The organism is Buttiauxella sp. BIGb0552 (assembly GCF_004366275.1).
In the GTDB taxonomy this organism is placed as follows: domain Bacteria; phylum Pseudomonadota; class Gammaproteobacteria; order Enterobacterales; family Enterobacteriaceae; genus Buttiauxella; species Buttiauxella gaviniae.
The window spans coordinates 630,304-647,247 of sequence record NZ_SODY01000004.1; the positions used below are offsets into that span (position 1 = coordinate 630,304).

General features: G+C 50.3%; 18 protein-coding genes and 1 pseudogene. 13 read left to right on the forward strand and 6 right to left on the reverse strand.

Going from position 1 to position 16,944, the window contains the following annotated elements; translation table 11 throughout:
- The first annotated feature begins 1 nt into the window (after nt 1).
- The 5 genes from livM to EDF88_RS15050 all read left to right on the forward strand — a co-directional run bounded on the left by livM (nt 2) and on the right by EDF88_RS15050 (nt 6,288).
- The gene (livM, locus tag EDF88_RS15030) at nt 2-1,294 is read left to right on the forward strand and encodes a high-affinity branched-chain amino acid ABC transporter permease LivM (protein ID WP_134185531.1); all 1,293 of its coding nucleotides are present in this window, start codon (nt 2-4) and stop codon (nt 1,292-1,294) included.
- Nucleotides 1,291-2,166: an ATP-binding cassette domain-containing protein gene (locus EDF88_RS15035; protein ID WP_134185533.1), complete on the forward strand. Its 876-nt coding sequence runs from the start codon at nt 1,291-1,293 to the stop codon at nt 2,164-2,166. The genes livM and EDF88_RS15035 overlap by 4 nt, the downstream gene beginning before the upstream one ends.
- Entirely contained in the window at nt 2,163-2,882 is a 720-nt protein-coding gene (locus EDF88_RS15040; protein ID WP_134185535.1) for an ABC transporter ATP-binding protein, read from the forward strand. The genes EDF88_RS15035 and EDF88_RS15040 overlap by 4 nt, the downstream gene beginning before the upstream one ends.
- A 196-nt stretch (nt 2,883-3,078) precedes the next feature.
- The gene (locus EDF88_RS15045) at nt 3,079-4,521 is read left to right on the forward strand and encodes an EmmdR/YeeO family multidrug/toxin efflux MATE transporter (RefSeq protein ID WP_134185537.1); all 1,443 of its coding nucleotides are present in this window, start codon (nt 3,079-3,081) and stop codon (nt 4,519-4,521) included.
- A 249-nt stretch (nt 4,522-4,770) separates the two neighbouring features.
- On the forward strand, nt 4,771-6,288 hold the full coding sequence (locus tag EDF88_RS15050; protein WP_134185539.1) for an AbgT family transporter: 1,518 nt from the start codon (nt 4,771-4,773) through the stop codon (nt 6,286-6,288).
- Between the two features lie 39 nt (nt 6,289-6,327).
- Here the strand turns inward: EDF88_RS15050 and EDF88_RS15055 are convergent, their stop codons facing one another.
- Complete coding sequence (locus EDF88_RS15055) at nt 6,328-7,239, reverse strand: LysR family transcriptional regulator (RefSeq protein WP_134185541.1); 912 nt, start codon at nt 7,237-7,239, stop codon at nt 6,328-6,330.
- A gap of 110 nt (nt 7,240-7,349) precedes the next feature.
- On the opposite strand from EDF88_RS15055, the gene EDF88_RS15060 reads away from it, so the two are divergent.
- The 3 genes from EDF88_RS15060 to EDF88_RS15070 are packed head-to-tail and all read left to right on the forward strand — an operon-like array spanning nt 7,350 to nt 9,343.
- Entirely contained in the window at nt 7,350-8,357 is a 1,008-nt protein-coding gene (locus EDF88_RS15060; protein WP_134185542.1) for a zinc-binding alcohol dehydrogenase family protein, read from the forward strand.
- Between the two features lie 27 nt (nt 8,358-8,384).
- Nucleotides 8,385-9,038, forward strand: a complete 654-nt coding sequence (gene nfsB / locus EDF88_RS15065) for an oxygen-insensitive NAD(P)H nitroreductase (RefSeq protein ID WP_064559309.1) — start codon at nt 8,385-8,387, stop codon at nt 9,036-9,038.
- Nucleotides 9,039-9,040: 2 nt separating this feature from the next.
- Complete coding sequence (locus EDF88_RS15070) at nt 9,041-9,343, forward strand: putative quinol monooxygenase (RefSeq protein WP_134185544.1); 303 nt, start codon at nt 9,041-9,043, stop codon at nt 9,341-9,343.
- A gap of 70 nt (nt 9,344-9,413) precedes the next feature.
- Here EDF88_RS15070 and EDF88_RS15075 read toward each other — a convergent pair whose 3' ends face one another.
- Entirely contained in the window at nt 9,414-10,313 is a 900-nt protein-coding gene (locus EDF88_RS15075; protein WP_134185546.1) for a LysR family transcriptional regulator, read from the reverse strand.
- 107 nt (nt 10,314-10,420) lie between these two features.
- Between EDF88_RS15075 and EDF88_RS15080 the strand changes: the two genes are divergently transcribed.
- Complete coding sequence (locus EDF88_RS15080; protein WP_134185548.1) at nt 10,421-11,803, forward strand: MFS transporter; 1,383 nt, start codon at nt 10,421-10,423, stop codon at nt 11,801-11,803.
- A complete protein-coding gene (locus EDF88_RS15085) occupies nt 11,800-12,189 on the forward strand; it encodes a DUF4440 domain-containing protein (protein ID WP_134185551.1) in 390 nt (129 codons plus the stop codon). The genes EDF88_RS15080 and EDF88_RS15085 overlap by 4 nt, the downstream gene beginning before the upstream one ends.
- Here EDF88_RS15085 and EDF88_RS15090 read toward each other — a convergent pair.
- A complete protein-coding gene (locus EDF88_RS15090; protein WP_134185553.1) occupies nt 12,181-12,882 on the reverse strand; it encodes an ABC transporter ATP-binding protein in 702 nt (233 codons plus the stop codon). The two genes, EDF88_RS15085 and EDF88_RS15090, sit on opposite strands and share 9 nt — an antisense overlap.
- A gap of 121 nt (nt 12,883-13,003) precedes the next feature.
- Nucleotides 13,004-13,300 (reverse strand): annotated as a pseudogene (locus tag EDF88_RS15095) (transposase); the annotation flags it as partial.
- A gap of 108 nt (nt 13,301-13,408) precedes the next feature.
- On the opposite strand from EDF88_RS15095, the gene EDF88_RS24715 reads away from it, so the two are divergent.
- The 3 genes from EDF88_RS24715 (at nt 13,409) to EDF88_RS15105 (ending at nt 14,534) form a co-directional block, all read left to right on the forward strand.
- The gene (locus EDF88_RS24715) at nt 13,409-13,576 is read left to right on the forward strand and encodes a hypothetical protein (RefSeq protein ID WP_166671983.1); all 168 of its coding nucleotides are present in this window, start codon (nt 13,409-13,411) and stop codon (nt 13,574-13,576) included.
- Between the two features lie 5 nt (nt 13,577-13,581).
- Nucleotides 13,582-14,097, forward strand: a complete 516-nt coding sequence (locus EDF88_RS15100; RefSeq protein WP_134185555.1) for an adenylate kinase — start codon at nt 13,582-13,584, stop codon at nt 14,095-14,097.
- 137 nt (nt 14,098-14,234) lie between these two features.
- Entirely contained in the window at nt 14,235-14,534 is a 300-nt protein-coding gene (locus EDF88_RS15105) for a chorismate mutase (protein ID WP_134185622.1), read from the forward strand.
- A gap of 235 nt (nt 14,535-14,769) precedes the next feature.
- Here EDF88_RS15105 and EDF88_RS15110 read toward each other — a convergent pair whose 3' ends face one another.
- Nucleotides 14,770-15,315 (reverse strand): isochorismatase family protein, encoded by a 546-nt coding sequence (locus tag EDF88_RS15110; protein ID WP_134185557.1) that lies wholly within the window; start codon nt 15,313-15,315, stop codon nt 14,770-14,772.
- Nucleotides 15,316-15,506: 191 nt separating this feature from the next.
- Nucleotides 15,507-16,133, reverse strand: coding sequence for a LuxR C-terminal-related transcriptional regulator (locus EDF88_RS15115; protein ID WP_134185559.1), 627 nt, complete (start codon nt 16,131-16,133; stop codon nt 15,507-15,509).
- Between the last annotated feature and the right edge of the window lie 811 nt (nt 16,134-16,944).

Consider the following 16,944-nt stretch of genomic DNA (forward strand, 5'->3'; position numbering starts at 1 on the left):
CATGACATCTGAAACGGCTTTGCATGAAGGCTTTTCCCTAAAACGTTGCCTGCTGGATGCGGTTTTTGCAGGGTTAGTGGCGTTAATTGTTTTTGGCCCGATAGTTGGCGTAGTGCTCGATGGCTACAGCTTTAACTTCGAAGGCCAGCGGCTGGTTGCGATTATCGCGGTTGTGATGGTCGGACGATTTTTGCTGAGTGCTTTTTTTACCACCTCTACCGGAATGCGTTTTTTAAGCCGTTTTGAAACGGATAACTCAGGCGTGTATGTGCGCCCGCCAGAATACAAAAGCCGCATGCGCTGGATAATTCCACTGGTGATAGCCCTGGCGATTTGCTTCCCGTTTGTGGCGACCAAATATGTGCTGACGGTGGCGATCCTCGGGCTTATCTATGTGCTGCTCGGCCTTGGGTTAAACATTGTTGTTGGGCTCGCAGGCTTGCTGGATCTGGGATATGTCGCCTTCTACGCCATTGGTGCGTATGGGCTGGCGCTGGGTTACCAGTATCTCGGGCTGGGGTTCTGGTCGATGTTGCCGCTTTCGGCGCTGATGGCAGCGGCTGCCGGGGCTTTACTCGGTTTCCCGGTTTTGCGCATGCACGGCGATTATCTGGCGATCGTGACCCTCGGCTTCGGGGAGATTATCCGCCTGGTGCTGAATAACTGGCTGACGTTTACCGGCGGCCCTAACGGCATTTCAGCGCCACCACCGACACTGTTTGGCCTTGAGTTTGGACGGCGTGCCAAAGAAGAAGGTGGCGTGCCTTTCCACGAGTTCTTCCATCTCACCTATAACCCGAATCTGAAGTTTATATTCATCTACGCCATTCTGGTGCTGGTGGTTTTACTGGTGCTGTACATCAAACACCGCCTGACGCGCATGCCGATTGGCCGTGCGTGGGAGGCGTTGCGCGAAGATGAAATTGCCTGCCGATCCATGGGGCTCAACCATGTGCTGGTGAAGCTCTCCGCCTTTACGCTGGGCGCTTCAACGGCGGGTATTGCTGGTGTGTTTTTCGCGACCTACCAGGGTTTTGTAAACCCGACATCATTCACCTTCTTTGAATCAGCGTTAATCCTCGCCATTGTGGTGCTGGGCGGTATGGGCTCGACGGTTGGCGTAGTGCTGGCGGCGTTTGTGCTGACGGTGACGCCAGAACTCCTGCGCAGCTTTGCCGAATATCGCGTTCTGCTGTTTGGCATGTTGATGGTGGTGATGATGATATGGCGGCCACGCGGCCTGATTCGCATCAACCGCAGCGGCTTTGCGGTGCGCAAGGGAGTGGCACCATGAGCGAGATGATTTTAAGTGTTGAGCATTTGATGATGCACTTTGGTGGGATCAAAGCGCTCAATGATGTGAATCTTGAGGTGCGGCGCGGCTCGATAACCGCGCTGATTGGGCCTAATGGTGCCGGGAAAACCACAGTGTTTAACTGCCTGACCGGTTTTTATAAGGCTTCCGGCGGCAATATTTTGTTTAACACGCGCAGCAAAACCACCAATGTGATTCAGATACTGGGGCAGAAATTCCAGCCTGGCGACTGGATTAGTCCGGCCCGGCTCGGTTCGCGTATTTTCTACAAAATGTTTGGCGGCACCCATCTGGTGAACCGCGCCGGGCTTGCGCGAACCTTTCAGAATATCCGCCTGTTCCGCGAAATGTCGGTGGTGGAAAACCTGCTGGTGGCGCAACACATGCAGGTCAACCGAAATCTGCTCGCCGGTGTGCTGAACACGCCCGCTTATCGCCGGGCGGAAAACCGTGCTCTTGATCGTGCGTTTTACTGGCTGGAAGTAGTGGAACTGGTGGATTGTGCTAATCGCCTCGCCGGGGAGATGTCTTACGGCCAGCAACGGCGCCTCGAGATCGCCCGCGCCATGTGTACCGCGCCAGAAATGATTTGCCTGGATGAACCTGCTGCAGGTCTGAACCCGGTTGAAACGCGCACCCTGAGTAAAATCATCCGTTTCCTGCGCGACCACCACGATATCACTGTTTTGCTGATTGAGCATGATATGGGCATGGTGATGGATATTTCCGACCACATTATCGTGCTCGACCACGGGGATGTGATTGCCGAGGGTAAACCCGAACAAATCCAACACGATGAAAAAGTGATCGCCGCCTATCTGGGCACCGACGAAGACGAGGTCAGTGTATGAGTGAGGCGATGCTGGAGTTTCGCAATGTGGACGTTTTTTATGGCGCGATTCAGGCGCTAAAACAGGTTTCTTTGCAGGTGAACGAAGGTGAAACGGTAGCGTTGATTGGTGCGAACGGGGCAGGGAAATCGACGTTACTGATGTCTATTTTCGGCCAGCCACGCATTCGCGGCGGGCAAATTCTGTTTCATGGTGAAGATATCAGCCATAAATCGACGCACTTTGTGGCGTCTGGCGGAATTGCCCAGGCCCCGGAAGGGCGGCGAATATTCCCGGATATGACCGTCGAAGAAAATCTGCTGATGGGCACGATTCCCATCGGCAACCAATTTGCCGCGCAGGATTTGCAAACCATGTTTGATCTGTTTCCGCGTTTAAAAGAACGCCGCAAACAGCGGGCGATGACGATGTCCGGTGGCGAGCAGCAAATGCTGGCGATTGCGCGTGCGTTGATGAGCCGCCCGAAACTGTTGTTGCTGGATGAACCGAGTCTTGGACTCGCGCCTATCGTAGTGAAGCAAATCTTCCAGACGCTGCGCGAACTGGCGCGTAACGGTATGACGATTTTTTTAGTCGAGCAAAACGCGCACCACGCGCTGAAACTTTCCGACCGCGGTTATGTGATGGCAAACGGGCAGATTCGGCTCAGCGGCAGTGGTGAGGAGTTGTTGGGGAATGAGGATGTGCGCAAGGCGTATTTGGGCGGGCATGGTTGAAGGGTATTCTGTCGGATGTCGCTGCGCTAATCCGACCTACACAAACCGTAAATGTTTCCAAATTTTGGTGTTGTAGGGGGGATTAGCGCAGCGACATCCACCAGTGTCTTCGACTAATTTCAAAAAACTCTTTGCAGGATAACGATTTGTAAATCATTATTTGAAATGTGGTTTCACTTCCTCCCCAAGGTCAATCTTGAACTTAAAAGCAGCACTTCATCAGCGCGTGGAAAAAACTCGCTGGTACGCCAAACGGAAAAGCAACCGAGTCCTGTTCTGGCGCGAAATTACACCGCTTGCGGTGCCTATCTTCCTGGAAAATACCTGCGTTTTACTGATGGGCGTGCTGAGCACCTTCCTTGTGAGTTGGCTGGGAAAAGAGGCGATGGCAGGCGTCGGGCTTGCTGATAGCTTCAACATGGTGATCATGGCATTTTTTGCTGCTGTGGATCTTGGCACCACCGTTGTGGTGGCATTCAGCCTCGGTAAACGTGACCCAAAACGTGCACGAGATGCCGCGCGACAGTCATTGATATTAATGACAATTATTGCGATTTTCCTGGCGGCGGGCATTCACCTGGCGGGTGAGCATGTTGTTAACGTTATTGCTGGGGCTGCCACACCTGAAGTTAAAGCATTGGCGCTCTCGTATCTGCAAACCACCGTCTGGAGTTACCCGGCAGCGGCGATTGCGCTTATCAGCAGCGGCGCGTTACGCGGGGCAGGGAACACTAAAATCCCATTGCTGATTAACGGCGGGATGAACATCCTCAACATTATCATCAGTAGCGTCTTGATCTACGGCGCGCTGGGTTGGAACGGGCTGGGCTTTTTTGGTGCCGGTTTAGGACTGACTATTTCACGTTATATCGGCGCTATCGGTTTCGTTTATGTGCTGGTGATTGGCTTTGCTCCTTCTTTGCGTATCTCGCTAAAAAGCTATTTCCGACCGCTCAAAGTCGGCATTTTGTGGGAAGTGTTAGGGATTGGGATCCCGGCGAGTATTGAATCGGTGCTGTTTAACGCCGGTAAGCTGCTGACACAAATGTTCGTCGCCGGGATGGGCACCAACGTCATTGCCGGTAACTTTATCGCGTTCTCGATTGCGGCGTTGATTAACCTGCCCGGTAACGCCCTTGGCTCGGCGTCCACCATTATTGTCGGCAAGCGTCTGGGGAAAGGGCAGATTGGCCAGGCGGAGCGGCAACTGCGCCATGTGTTCTGGCTCTCAACGCTGGGGCTGACTATCATCGCCTGGGGAACCGCGCCGTTTGCCGGGTTGATGGCCTCGTTTTACACTCATGAAGATGATGTAAAAGAAGTCGTCAAGATACTAATTTGGTTGAATGCCGCGTTTATGCCGATTTGGGCTGCGTCATGGGTATTACCCGCCGGGTTGAAAGGCGCTCGCGATGCCCGTTTCGCGATGTGGGTTTCCATGGCGAGCATGTGGGGCTGCCGCGTAGTTGCAGGCTACACATTAGGGATTGTGCTAGAGATGGGTGTGGTCGGTGTCTGGATGGGGATGTTCTTCGACTGGACGGTGCGCGGCGTGTTGTTCTACTGGCGAATGATCAGTGGGCGCTGGCTGAAAAAATACCCGCGCCTTAAAAGAGAGTCGCTTTCACAAACAGAATAAAGCTCTTACTGGAAGCTTTTGAACGCTATCTTAATTGCCCCGTGTGTTTATTGAACTCACGGGGCAGTTTTCGTTTAAAACCATGATATTCATCACCCTGCAATGTCTCTTTTTGACTAGTAACGTAAAGTTACTAGCAGTGAAATATTCTAAAATGTTATTAATTGCCGCAAGCAATGACTTTGGTGAATATAACAGGAAGACGAGGTAGTGATGAGCACAACGACAAGGAACACGGAAGGTCGTCTAATGACAGGATTTCTCAACGCTGTTGAGAAAGCAGGAAATAAATTACCCGAACCTGCATTAATCTTTTTCTATTTTTTACTGGTTGTGATGGCGATGTCGGCGGTGCTTTCCACCGTTGATTTTGATGTCGTCAATCCTGTGACCAATGAAGCAGTCAGAATTAATAACCTGCTTTCGGCGCAGGCGTTAACCGTAACCCTTTCCTCAATGGTGACAACGTTTACTACCTTTGCCCCGCTGGGGATCGTGCTGGTGGCGATGTTAGGTGTAGGCGTGGCAGAGAGTTCAGGCTTTATTAATACCGGCCTGAAAAAAATGCTGCGTGTGACGCCGAAAAAACTGCTCACTCCGATGATTATTTTCGTCGCGATGTTCAGCCACGTTGCCGCTGATGCGGGTTATGTGCTGGTTATCCCATTGGGTGCGATTATCTTTATGTCTGCCGGACGCCATCCGTTGGCGGGCATTGCAGCGGCATTTGCCGGGGTTTCTGGCGGCTTTGCGGCCAACATGGTGCCAACCGGTAACGATGCATTGCTACAGGGCTTCACCCAAACTGCCGCGCAGTTGCTGGACGGGACTTATACCGTCAACACCTTATGTAACCTGTTCTTCGGTATCGGTTCGACAGTGATGATTACGCTGGTCGGCTGGTGGGTGACTGAACGTATTGTTGAGCCACGCGTGTCGAAACTAGAAATCGACGGCGATTATCAACATAACGAAGATATGAGCAGCTACACCGCTGCAGAAAGCCGTGGTTTTAAAGTCGCGGGTCTGGTGATGGTTCTGGGGCTGGCAGGTCTTGCGGCGCTGGCGTGGCCTGAAACCTCTCTGCTTCGTAGCCCGACAGATGGCTCGCTGACCAGCTATGGCGCGCCTATCATGAAGTCCATCGTGCCATTGATTTTCCTGATCTTTATCATCCCTGGTATTGTCTACGGTTTTGTGGCTGGGACCTTTAGCCGCGGCAAAGATGTCATCGATGCGATGAACCAATCCATGAGCAAAATGGGTTCATACATGGTGATGGCATTCTTCTGTGCCATGTTTATCAAAGCGTTTGGTGATTCCAATATTGGTACGCTGATTGCGCTGGCGGGTGCTGACGTGCTGAAAACTATGGCGCTGCCGGGCGAGGCGACCATTATCGGTATGATTCTGCTGACTGCGGTCGTGAATATCCTGATTGGTTCGGCTTCGGCGAAATGGGCGCTGCTGTCACCTATTATGGTGCCAATGCTGATGGCTGTCGGTATCTCCCCTGAGCTGACTCAGGCGGCGTTCCGTATTGGTGACTCCACGACCAACATTATTACCCCGTTGATGGTGTTCTTCCCGCTGGTGGTGGTGTATTGCCAGCGCTATGTGAAGTCCACAGGCGTGGGTACGCTGGTGTCGATGATGATGCCTTACTCGGTTATCTTCTTCATCTGCTGGAGCATCTTCCTGCTGGTGTGGTGGGCGGTCGGTCTGCCGCTGGGCGTGAACGCGCCGTATACCTATCCGATTCAGTAAGTGTTTTTTCAACCGGCCATTTTGATGGCCGGTTTCCATTTATGCAGGCATCAGGCTTTGCAACACGTCACAACGCTGTTTCACTGCCTGATGCAACAAATGCACCGTTGCCGAAAGCTGCTTACGATGCGGGCAAATCATATTGAGCGGCACGCTATCACCCTGATACTGTGGCAGAATAATTTTAAGACGGCCTTCATTCACATCTTCGCTGACATCAAGCCAGGATTTATAAGCAATTCCTTCTCCTGCCACCGCTAAGCGGCGAATGACTTCGGCATCATCACTCATCATCGCGCTTTTCACCGCCACATGGTGCATGTCACCGTCTAAACTTAGTGTCCACTTATCGTAAACCCGCCCGCGAAGCGCGTAGGTTAACGCGTCATGTTGAGCCAGTTCGCTAATCGTTTTCGGCTCACCACAACGTGCGATATAGGATGGGGCCGCTACCACAACCCGGCTATTAAGAGGGGCGAGCGGGAGTGCGACAAACGAGGCGTCGTCGTTGTTGCCGTAACGGAAAGCTATATCCACCGGATCTTTGAACACATCGGTAATCTGGTCAGAGAAGAGAATTTTAAGATGCAGTGCCGGGTGTTCACGCCGGAAAGCCTGAAATACCGCGAGTAACATATTGCGCCCAAGGTCTGATGGCACCGCAATTTGCAATACGCCGCGCACTTCGTCACTCGCAGGCTGGATTTGCTCAAGCCCGGCCTCCAGTGTTTGCAGGGCGCTGATGGCGTATGGCAGCCAGGCTTCCCCTTCCGGCGTTAGCCGCAGACTGCGCGTAGAACGGGCAAATAATCGGATATTCAGCGTTTGCTCAAGGCGCTTTATGGCGGTGCTGACCTGTGCGGGCTGCAAATCAGCTTCACGCGCGGTTTCACTAAAACTGTTTAAGGCAGCGGCTCTGACAAACAAAGTGAGGTCTTCCAACCTGAGCATTTTAACTCTCCGAGTATAAGTGTTGTTTTACAGGCACTATTTTTCGCCCGCAGCACACCTTGTACCATGAGTTCATTCACACGATGAACCCTTTAATCTCTGGAGCAACCATGAAAGCTATCGCGATTACTCAAGCTGCACAAAATGGCACCAATCTGGAATCTCTTAGTGAGATTACTCTCCCGACTCCGGTCGCTACAGGGCACGATTTGCTGGTAGAAGTGAAAGCGATTTCGGTGAACCCGGTCGATACCAAAGTGCGTGCCGGTTTTAACGCCGAACAGCCACGCGTGTTAGGTTGGGACGCCGTAGGTGTTGTGGTTGCAACGGGTGAAGCAGTATCGCTGTTTAAACCCGGCGATGAAGTGTGGTACGCCGGTTCGCTGACCCGTCCTGGTAGCAACAGCGAATTTCAGCTGGTAGACGAGCGCATTGCCGCACTGAAACCAAAATCGATTAATAATGCCTCCGCAGCGGCTATGCCTTTAACAGCAATCACCGCATGGGAAATGTTGTTTGACCGCCTGGGTGTGGCAGAAAACGGCAACGAAAACGATGTGCTGTTGATCGTCGGCGCGGCAGGCGGTGTGGGTTCCATTCTTACGCAACTGGCCCGTAAGCTGACCAATATCACTGTTATCGGCACCGCTTCACGCCCGCAAAGCCAGAAATGGGTTACAGATTTGGGTGCGCATCATGTTATCGACCACAGCAAACCGCTGACGGAAGAACTGGCGCGTATTGGCGTAAAAAATGTGACTCACGTTGCCAGCCTGAATCAAACCGAACAGCATTACGCTCAACTGATTGAAGTGCTGGCTCCGCAAGGGAAACTGGCATTGATTGATGACCCTGAAACACTGGATGCGCGCCCGCTAAAAGTAAAAAGCATTTCTCTGCACTGGGAGTTTATGTTCACTCGTTCCATGTTTGAGACCAGCGACATGATTGAGCAGCATCGCCTGCTGACCCGCGTGGCTGACCTGATTGACCAGAAGGTGTTGCAGACGACGCTAGGCGAGCATTTCGGCATCATTAATGCCGACAACTTACGTCGCGCCCATGAATTAATTGAAACCAATCGTGCGGTCGGTAAAATCGTCCTCGAAGGCTTCTAATTACATAAAAATCATAGAGAAAATATCATGGACATTATTCAATCAGCAGCATCACGTTACTCGACTAAAGCGTTTGATGCAGACAAAAAAATTAGCGAAGAAAATATCGAGAAAGTGAAGGATTTGCTGCGCCTCAGCCCGTCCAGCACTAACTCACAGCCGTGGCATTTTATTCTGGCAAGCACTGACGAAGCGAAAGCGCGCATTGCTAAAGCGACATCCGGCTTCTATGTGTTCAACGAGCGTAAAGTGCTTGATGCTTCACATGTCGTGGTGTTCTGCTCGAAAACAGCCATTGATGAAACGCACCTGTCTAAACTGTTGGACCAGGAAAATGCCGATGGCCGTTTTGCCAGCCAGCAGGCGATGGAAGGGCAGCACAAAGGTCGTTCTTACTTTGTGAATATGCACCGCTTTGATTACAAAGATGCGCAGCACTGGATGGAAAAGCAGGTTTACCTGAACGTTGGCAACTTCTTGCTGGGTGTTTCCACCCTGAATATTGATGCGGTGCCAATCGAAGGTTTTGACGCCCGTATTCTGGACGAAGAGTTTGGCCTGCGTGAGAAAGGCTTCACCAGCCTGGTTATCGTGCCAATTGGCTATCGCAGCGTGGAAGACTTCAACGCGTCATTGCCAAAATCGCGTCTTGAGTTCAGCGAAATTTTAACGGAGTGCTAAAAATGTCCGATAACACACTGTCGATCATCGCTGTACTGAAGGCTAAAGAAGGGCAACGCGATAACCTGAAATCCGCGTTACAAGCGCTGATTGCACCGACACGTAAAGAAGAAGGTTGCCTGGATTACGCTTTATTCCAGTTGCAGGAAACGCCAGATGTCTTTTATATGCGCGAGTCCTGGAAAGGGCAGGAAGCGCTGGATGTGCACATTGCGCTGCCACATTTCCAGGTGTTTGTGCAGCAGATGGATTCATTGCTGGCAGAACCGTTACAGCTCATTCGTTTGAATGCGGTTGAACCATAAGCCCTGACTGTATTTCTCTATTTTGAGCCACCGAACCGAGGCCGCCACAATATCTGTGGCGGCTTTTTTTTTACCTTTTCGTACGCCCCACCCACGCTTGAAAGAAATCAATAAACACGCGTACTTTCTCAGGGACATGGCGAGTATTAGGGTAAAGCGCATAGATGCTCTGGCGAGGAAACTGGTGTTGACACAATACCGACTGTAACTGACCCGAGGCGATCGCCGGGCGCACCAGCCATTCAGGTAACAGTGCGACGCCTGCACCTGCAAGAGCAAAGGCCAGCAGCGCGGCTGCGCTATCGGCGACGATATTTGGCGCTTTTTCCACATCAAATAATATCGCCTGCCGCTCCGGGGTCGTGACTTGCCAGCTAAGGGGCGAAGCAAGACGGCTGTGCGCCAGCCATGTGGCTTGCGCCAACTGAGCCAGGTTTTCTATGGGGTGTCCGGCCAGATAAGCCGGGGCGGCTACGGGTAAAATCGCGAAGCTATCGACAGGTGCGGCCCGATGATTCGAGTCCGCAAGCTGGCCGAGGCGGATAGCCACATCGAATCGTTCCGCTATCAAATCCGCATGATACGAAGAAGAAACGTGCTGGACGCGCAGTTGCGGATGTTCACGCGAAAATGCCGCAAGCGCGGGCACCACCACCTGAGAGCCATATTCCGGTGTGCTGGTTATGCGCAGTACGCCGCTCAACCCCTGGTGATCGCGCTGCACATCGTCCAGCAGGTTTTGAGCTTCCTCGAGCAGATGCTGGCAACGGGGATAAAAACGCTCTCCCGCCTCAGTCAGCGAAAGCCGCCGGGTGCTGCGCACCAACAGCGACACGCCTGATTCGGCCTCAAGCTGTTTGATGTTAAAACTCACTACCGCCTTAGTCAGGCCCAGCGCGGTAGCCGCTGCGGTAAAACTCCCGGCCTTCACCACGGCGACAAATATGGTTAACCGTTGCAGATTCAGCACAATAACCCTCGTCACTGTCAAAAATATTTTGACAGTGTAACGCCTGCCAGACGATTTATCCCCATCTTCCATGTCGCTACACTTCGTCGCCTCTAACCGGAGGTTTTATGCGTTATCGCACCAAAGTTGCCATTGTTTATCTGCTGGGTTTTTTCGTTGATTTGATCAACATGTTTATCGCCAATGTTGCGTACCCCGCTATCGGGCGCGGGCTTGGGGCTTCAGTCAGCGAACTTTCCTGGGTCAGTAACGCTTATATTTTAGGGCTGACGCTGGTGATTCCGCTCAGTGCCTGGCTCGCGCAGCGCCTCGGTGGGCGCGCAGTTTTGCTGCTTTCGCTGAGTTCATTTTTACTGGCGACACTGGGCGCGGGAATGGCGAACTCTATCGAACAACTGATTGGCTGGCGGCTCTTACAGGGGCTGGGCGGCGGACTGCTGATCCCCGTTGGGCAGACGTTAACCTACCAGCTTTATCGCAGCCATGAACGCGCCGCACTATCGGCGGCGATAATGCTCGTGGGCCTGTTAGCGCCGGCGATATCGCCAGCGATTGGCGGGGTGATTGTCGATTCACTAAGCTGGCGCTGGGTTTTCTTCGCTAATCTGCCACTGGCTTTCATCGCGCTGCTGCTGGCGGCGGTCTGGCTAGAAAAAGAACCCCGTACCACGCAGTCCACAGCGTTGGATTTTATCGGCATGATTAGCGGTTGCGGTGCGCTGATGTGTACTTTACTGGGGTTCACGATGTTGGCTGAAAACGGTCAGATGTTAAATGGCATTGTATTGTTGCTATGCGCGATAGCGCTGTTCGCGGGGTTTGTGCGCCATAGCCTACGTCATCCACAACCGCTGATTAATCTCCGCCTGGTGAAGGATCCGTTATTACGCAGCGCGATGATGATTTATCAGTGTATTCCGGGGATGTTTATTGGCGTCAGCCTGATTGCGACCCTTTGGCTACAAAACCAGCTTAACCTGAGTGCTACGCGAGTGGGCAGCCTAATGGTGCCCTGGTCGATTGCCTCATTACTGGCGATAACGTTCACCGGAAAACAGTTCAACCGTTTTGGTCCACGCCCTATGCTGATAACGGGTTGTCTGCTGCAAGGGTTGGGTATTCTGGCGTTGACCCAGGTTCACAGCGCGGAACAATATCCACTTCTGCTGGCCGCATTCGCCATGATGGGGTTCGGTGGCAGTTTGTGTAGCAGTACCGCGCAAAGTTGTGCCTTTTTACAGGTGGCAGATGAGCAACTTGGCCAGGCCAGCGCATTGTGGAACATCAACCGCCAACTGAGCTTTTGTATGGGCATATCGATATTGAGTCTGCTGCTCAATACTTTGCTGGAAACGCTTGCGCCCACAGCGGCTTATCAATGGTGTTTTTATCTGGCGGCGGCAAGCACAGTTATTCCTGTGCTGCTTTGTCTGCGCATCGCTAACGGCGCTATCTTGCGCCAACTCAAGGCTCAAAAGGAGAGAAGATGAATCGCTACATTCAGGAAGTGATAGAGGCTCACGTGGCAATCGAAAACTGGCTTGGCAAAGGAGAAGGGGACGTGCAGGCGTTGCTGGCTCGCTTTTCACCGGTATTTACCATGGTCACGCCCGGTGGCAACACATTGGATTTTGACTCACTAAGCGCATTCTTTCAGGCTCAGCCAGCCGCAAAACCTGGATTGAAAATTTCACTGGACCAGATAACAGTGATTGCCGAGTGGCCTGCTGGTGCGGTGGTCAGCTATAGCGAGTGGCAAAGTTTACCGGGGCAAGAAAACACGCTGCGCCATTCCACCGTCGTATTCAGTAAGACGGATTCTGATCTGCTCTGGTTACGCTTGCACGAAACCGCCGCGGTTGAAGCGTTAAACTAAACGTTCCGTTTGTTGCGCGCGAGAATGCTGACTCGCGCAATACTCGCCTTGTTGCACATAACCGATATGGTCGGCCATGAGATGGGCTTCCTGTTCGCTGTGCGTCACCAGCAATGCTGTTTGCCCCGCGTCACGCAAAATATCGCGCACCTCGCCGCTGAGGCGTTCACGCGTTTTCTTATTAAGACTTGAAAAAGGCTCATCGAGTAACAGGATTTCAGGATTCGGGGCCAGTGCTCGCGCCAGCGCAATGCGCTGTTGTTGTCCGCCGGAAAGCTCGTGCGGATAGTGGCTGGCATGGCTATGCAATTCCACCATTCGTAGCAACTGAGTCACTCGCGCCTGTTGCTCCTCGCGCGGTAACCGGCGCGGGCCAAATGCCACGTTCTGTTGTGCCGTCAGATGTGGGAATAGCGCATATTCCTGAAACACCATGCCGACGTGGCGCTTTTCCGGTGGCAGGTGAACGCCTGTTCCTGCGACACGGCGTTGTGAAACATAAATCTCGCCGCTTTGCAGCCGTTCAAAACCCGCCACGGCACGCAACACCATGGTTTTCCCACAGCCAGAAGCACCTAACAGGCAGGCCAGTTCACCTTTGCGTACTGACATCGAAAACCCTTTCAGTACCCTTTGTTGGCTATTGCCATAGGCAACATGTACATCCTGAAGGCGTAACGCAATTTCTGACATTAATCGTTCCTTAGCCCTGGCGGGTCATCTGGTGACGCACCAACAAAATAACCGGTAGCGTGCCTGCAAGAACAATCATCAGCGCCGCGATTGCCCCTTCCTCGTACGTTCCGCGTGCCGCTAGCACGCTGTACAGCAACGCCCCTCGCTCACCTCCGTGATCCGAGCCGAAGAACAGGAAGTTCTTGCGCCCCAGACTGACCCTCCGCAAGGCATTCTCGGCGATGTTGTTATCCACCTCGGACGAACCGACCTTGGTATAATACGTCAGCGCTGCCCATTGGTTCAGCGCATAGGCGAACGCCTTCGCCAGTTCCGAGTGTCGCGACAGCGTTTTCATCTTTTCCCGCAGCCAGCTTTCCAGCCCGTTTAGCAACGGGGTTGCCCTTCGTTGTCGTTCCAACAGACGCTGCTCTGCTGACCACCCGCCTACCGCGACCCTTGATATTGTTCTTGAATGTGGGATCACTGATTAGCTGAAAATTGATACAAACCAATTCCTCGCGCTGGGTATTATGGTAATTATTTGAACAGCAACAACGATGGTCACCGAGAGGATACATCAGTACCAAAAGTGACTTTTCATGTAGATGGTCGTACGGTTTGGGCTCTCGACAGCTGCGATGCAATATTCAATACAACAAAAAGAGAAGCACAGGCGATTGTTGAAATGGACTTGTTTGAGGGAAAATAAAACCAGTGAAGAGAGTACTGATTGTTGGCTGCCCGGGAGCGGGTAAATCGACAGCTGCAAGGGAAATATCCCAAGTGACAGGTCTTACACTCATTCATCTTGATCGGCATTATTGGTTACCCGGTTGGAAAAAGCCAAAAAATGACGAATGGAGTAAAATCGTTTCAGAACTGGTCAGTCGACCTACTTGGATAATCGATGGAAACTACAGTAATACCCTTGAATTGCGCCTTACAAAGGCAGATACACTGATTCATCTGGATTATCCCACATGGTTGTGTGTCTGGAGGGTGTTATTCCGAACTTTCAATGGACTAGCTTGTAATCGGGACGAAGAGTTTGCTTCAGGATGTAAGGAGCGTTTTAACTGGGAATTCCTGCGCTACGTAATACTTTATCGCCATGAAACAAGGAAAAAGGATATGGACAAAATGGTTGGATTTTCCGGTCAGGTTTACCGTTTCACCTCGCCGTCTGCATTAGCAACCTTCATTAAAGCTCTTAAAATCCAAAATGCCTAATTGGGTTTTTCGCTTCACTCATCGCTGATGACCATACCTTCCGTTGAATTTGTAGGCCATCAGTTGCATCTGCTCTACCGTCTCCGTGGTGGTAGCGCATGGGTAACCAAACCAATCACGCCAAATCAGAGGTTTCTATGCATTACCAGTCAATTTCAGACGTCAGAAAGCAAATAGATGAGCTTGATTCTCAGCTGGTTAAGTTGATTGCGCAACGCGGGGAATGTGTTAAAGCGGCGGCTGCATTTAAAAAGGATACTCAGGACGTAAGGGCACCAGACAGAGTTCAACAGGTTATCGATAAGGTGAGCATCCTCGCGCAAGAGCACGGCCTGCCTCAGGAGATTATCCAGAAAATTTACCGTTCTATGATCGAGGCTTTCATTGATTTTGAACTAAAACAGCACCAGGCTATCAATCATAGCGAAGCCAATTAAATCTGCCCCGACTATCTTGCCTCCCCGGCCTGTCAGCCTAGCCCGAGCAAGCTCCAGGCATAAGCTCACTTACCGGAGCTTCTCTCAATAAGAGCAACCAGGCTGGTTTAAATGGGCCAAATTGCCTCAAAAAAACAGCCTCAATATTCTAACCATCGGCCTCACCGTCATTAAGGCAGTGTTCAAAGCACGCTACTTCCGTTTTAAAACCTGTTAAAAACCACCCTAAACAAGCTTAGTGGCCAATTTTCTCCAGAATGCCATTGGTATCCAAAACCGTCGCAAAACGCGTTTCAAGCAAGGCGAGCGTGACTTCCAGGATCACTCCAGATTTAAGATGCTTGTTTTTAATCTCAAAACTAATCAGCGCATCACTGGCAACGATCATATTCAGGCCCAAATCAGCACCGGCACGAACCGTTGAGTTGACACAAAAACCAGCAACAGCGCCAACCACGACAACCGACGAAATAGCAGAGTCATTGATATAACCTACGAGTGGTGCGCAGCCAAAGGCGGAGGACGTTGTTTTAATGAAAACTGGCTCCCCAGCAACTTCTTTAAACCCATGAAATGGGTAAGCCGGGGAATCCTGGCTCAGGATTGCACTTGGGGCGGGGTCTTTATGGCGAACATGGATAATTGGATATTCTTTTTCTCTGAATGCTACCAGAATTCTGGACATATTCTCGATGTTCTCATAAGACGTGAACTCGGTACCACTTCGGAGCTCATTGCGAATAAATTGCTGCATATCAACGATCAGTAAAGCTACAGACATTTTTCTCTCCTTACTTATGCAAACGAATCGTATAGCTAAAAAGACAAAGTATGAAAGTGACAAGTTTTGAGTAAGATGACATTTCATCCGCACCTGATAATTGTGCAGAGCGAAGCTGAAAATTGAATGTTAGAATCTCTGTTCAGGTGAAATAAATACCATCGTCATTTGGCTTGATAATATAACTAGAATTAGGTGCGAAATAGATTCACGGGAGGGTTGTGGGTTCTCATATTATGAAGAAACGTCACCAGTTCAGCGTCAGAATCTAAATTAAACTTCACCATTATTAATCGCTTATGCCCGCTGACTATTTTTACCGACATATCCAAATTACAAGCAATTTGCTTTATGTTGTAACCACGAATAAAAAGCCTTGAGATTGCATATTGCTTATCAGTAAAAGTTCGACGGCAGCAATGTAGACATTTTCTGTAAAACTTCAATTCCGCCGGGACCGGACGAGATCTCCATGACTCAATTACAGTTTGTCTGACTTGGTTAATCGACTCATTACGGGAGATAAACACTATATTTTTTATGCATATAGGTAGTTCTGAAAGCTCGGGTTTTTTTCTTGAGTCATAAACTCCAATAATCAAACCGCTTTTGTTGCGGAATTTAAGTAAGGGGTGGCAAACGTATTCCTCACCAGGAACAAAGCTTTTAATGATAACATCAACATTAATTGAGTTTGAGACAGTTAGCTTATCAATATGAATAGTATTGAAATTTTCTTTCAGAAATATGTCTTGAAGTAAAATCTCCATACCATGACGATAAAATGCATCTTTGTCATCAATAGCAATAGTCAGCATATTAACCTTCGCATAGTCATGATTGAGTTGAATTTAACTAAAAATAGAAATGTCACTTTGAAAGTGAAGTCGTCATTTTAAAATATAAATACCATAATCTATGGGGTAAGTTTAATTATTTTGTGGTGTTCTTATTTTCTCCAAACTTAGCCTCATGTTAACTATGTTTTTTTTCATTTGTCCTGGTTTGGCCAACGTGTGAAAGCAAAGTAATAAAGCGTCAAAATATTTACAACAGGTATAAAAAGCAACAGACTAAGTAGTGGCCGAAATCCTGCACGCATAATGATTTTTGTCATAGGAAACACATAGGCAATCACAACGAGAACATAAACGAACATTTGTCCAGGAGAAGTCATTTCGTTACCTTCAATAAATCATAAGTCGGGTTAACACAAACTAGCAGCGAAAAAATTTAATATCAGTAAGCTGTGTTTTACTTGCCTGTGACCATAATAATCATCCTTTTGTTTTCGCATTCCGTCACGTTCAATTCACAAACGCCTGAAAGGTGTTATATCGTTTAAATTAACTTCTCACTCACTCTGATGTGATAAATAATAACGGAGCCGGATGCTTCAAGCCTTAAGAAAGTATTAAAGAAAGATTAAGGTTGTCTTAATATTGAAAGGTGGGCCATGCGCCGTGTTATCCTGCAGCAGGAAAAATGCGCACCTCATCTCCTGAAGTCATCAGCATTCAATAAAAACGTTTATCGACCATTCTAAAGAATTCAATAGCCCGACATCAGAAGCGTAGTCTCAATCCACGGTATGAAAAACCCCGACAATGAGTGAGCACTGTTTTTATA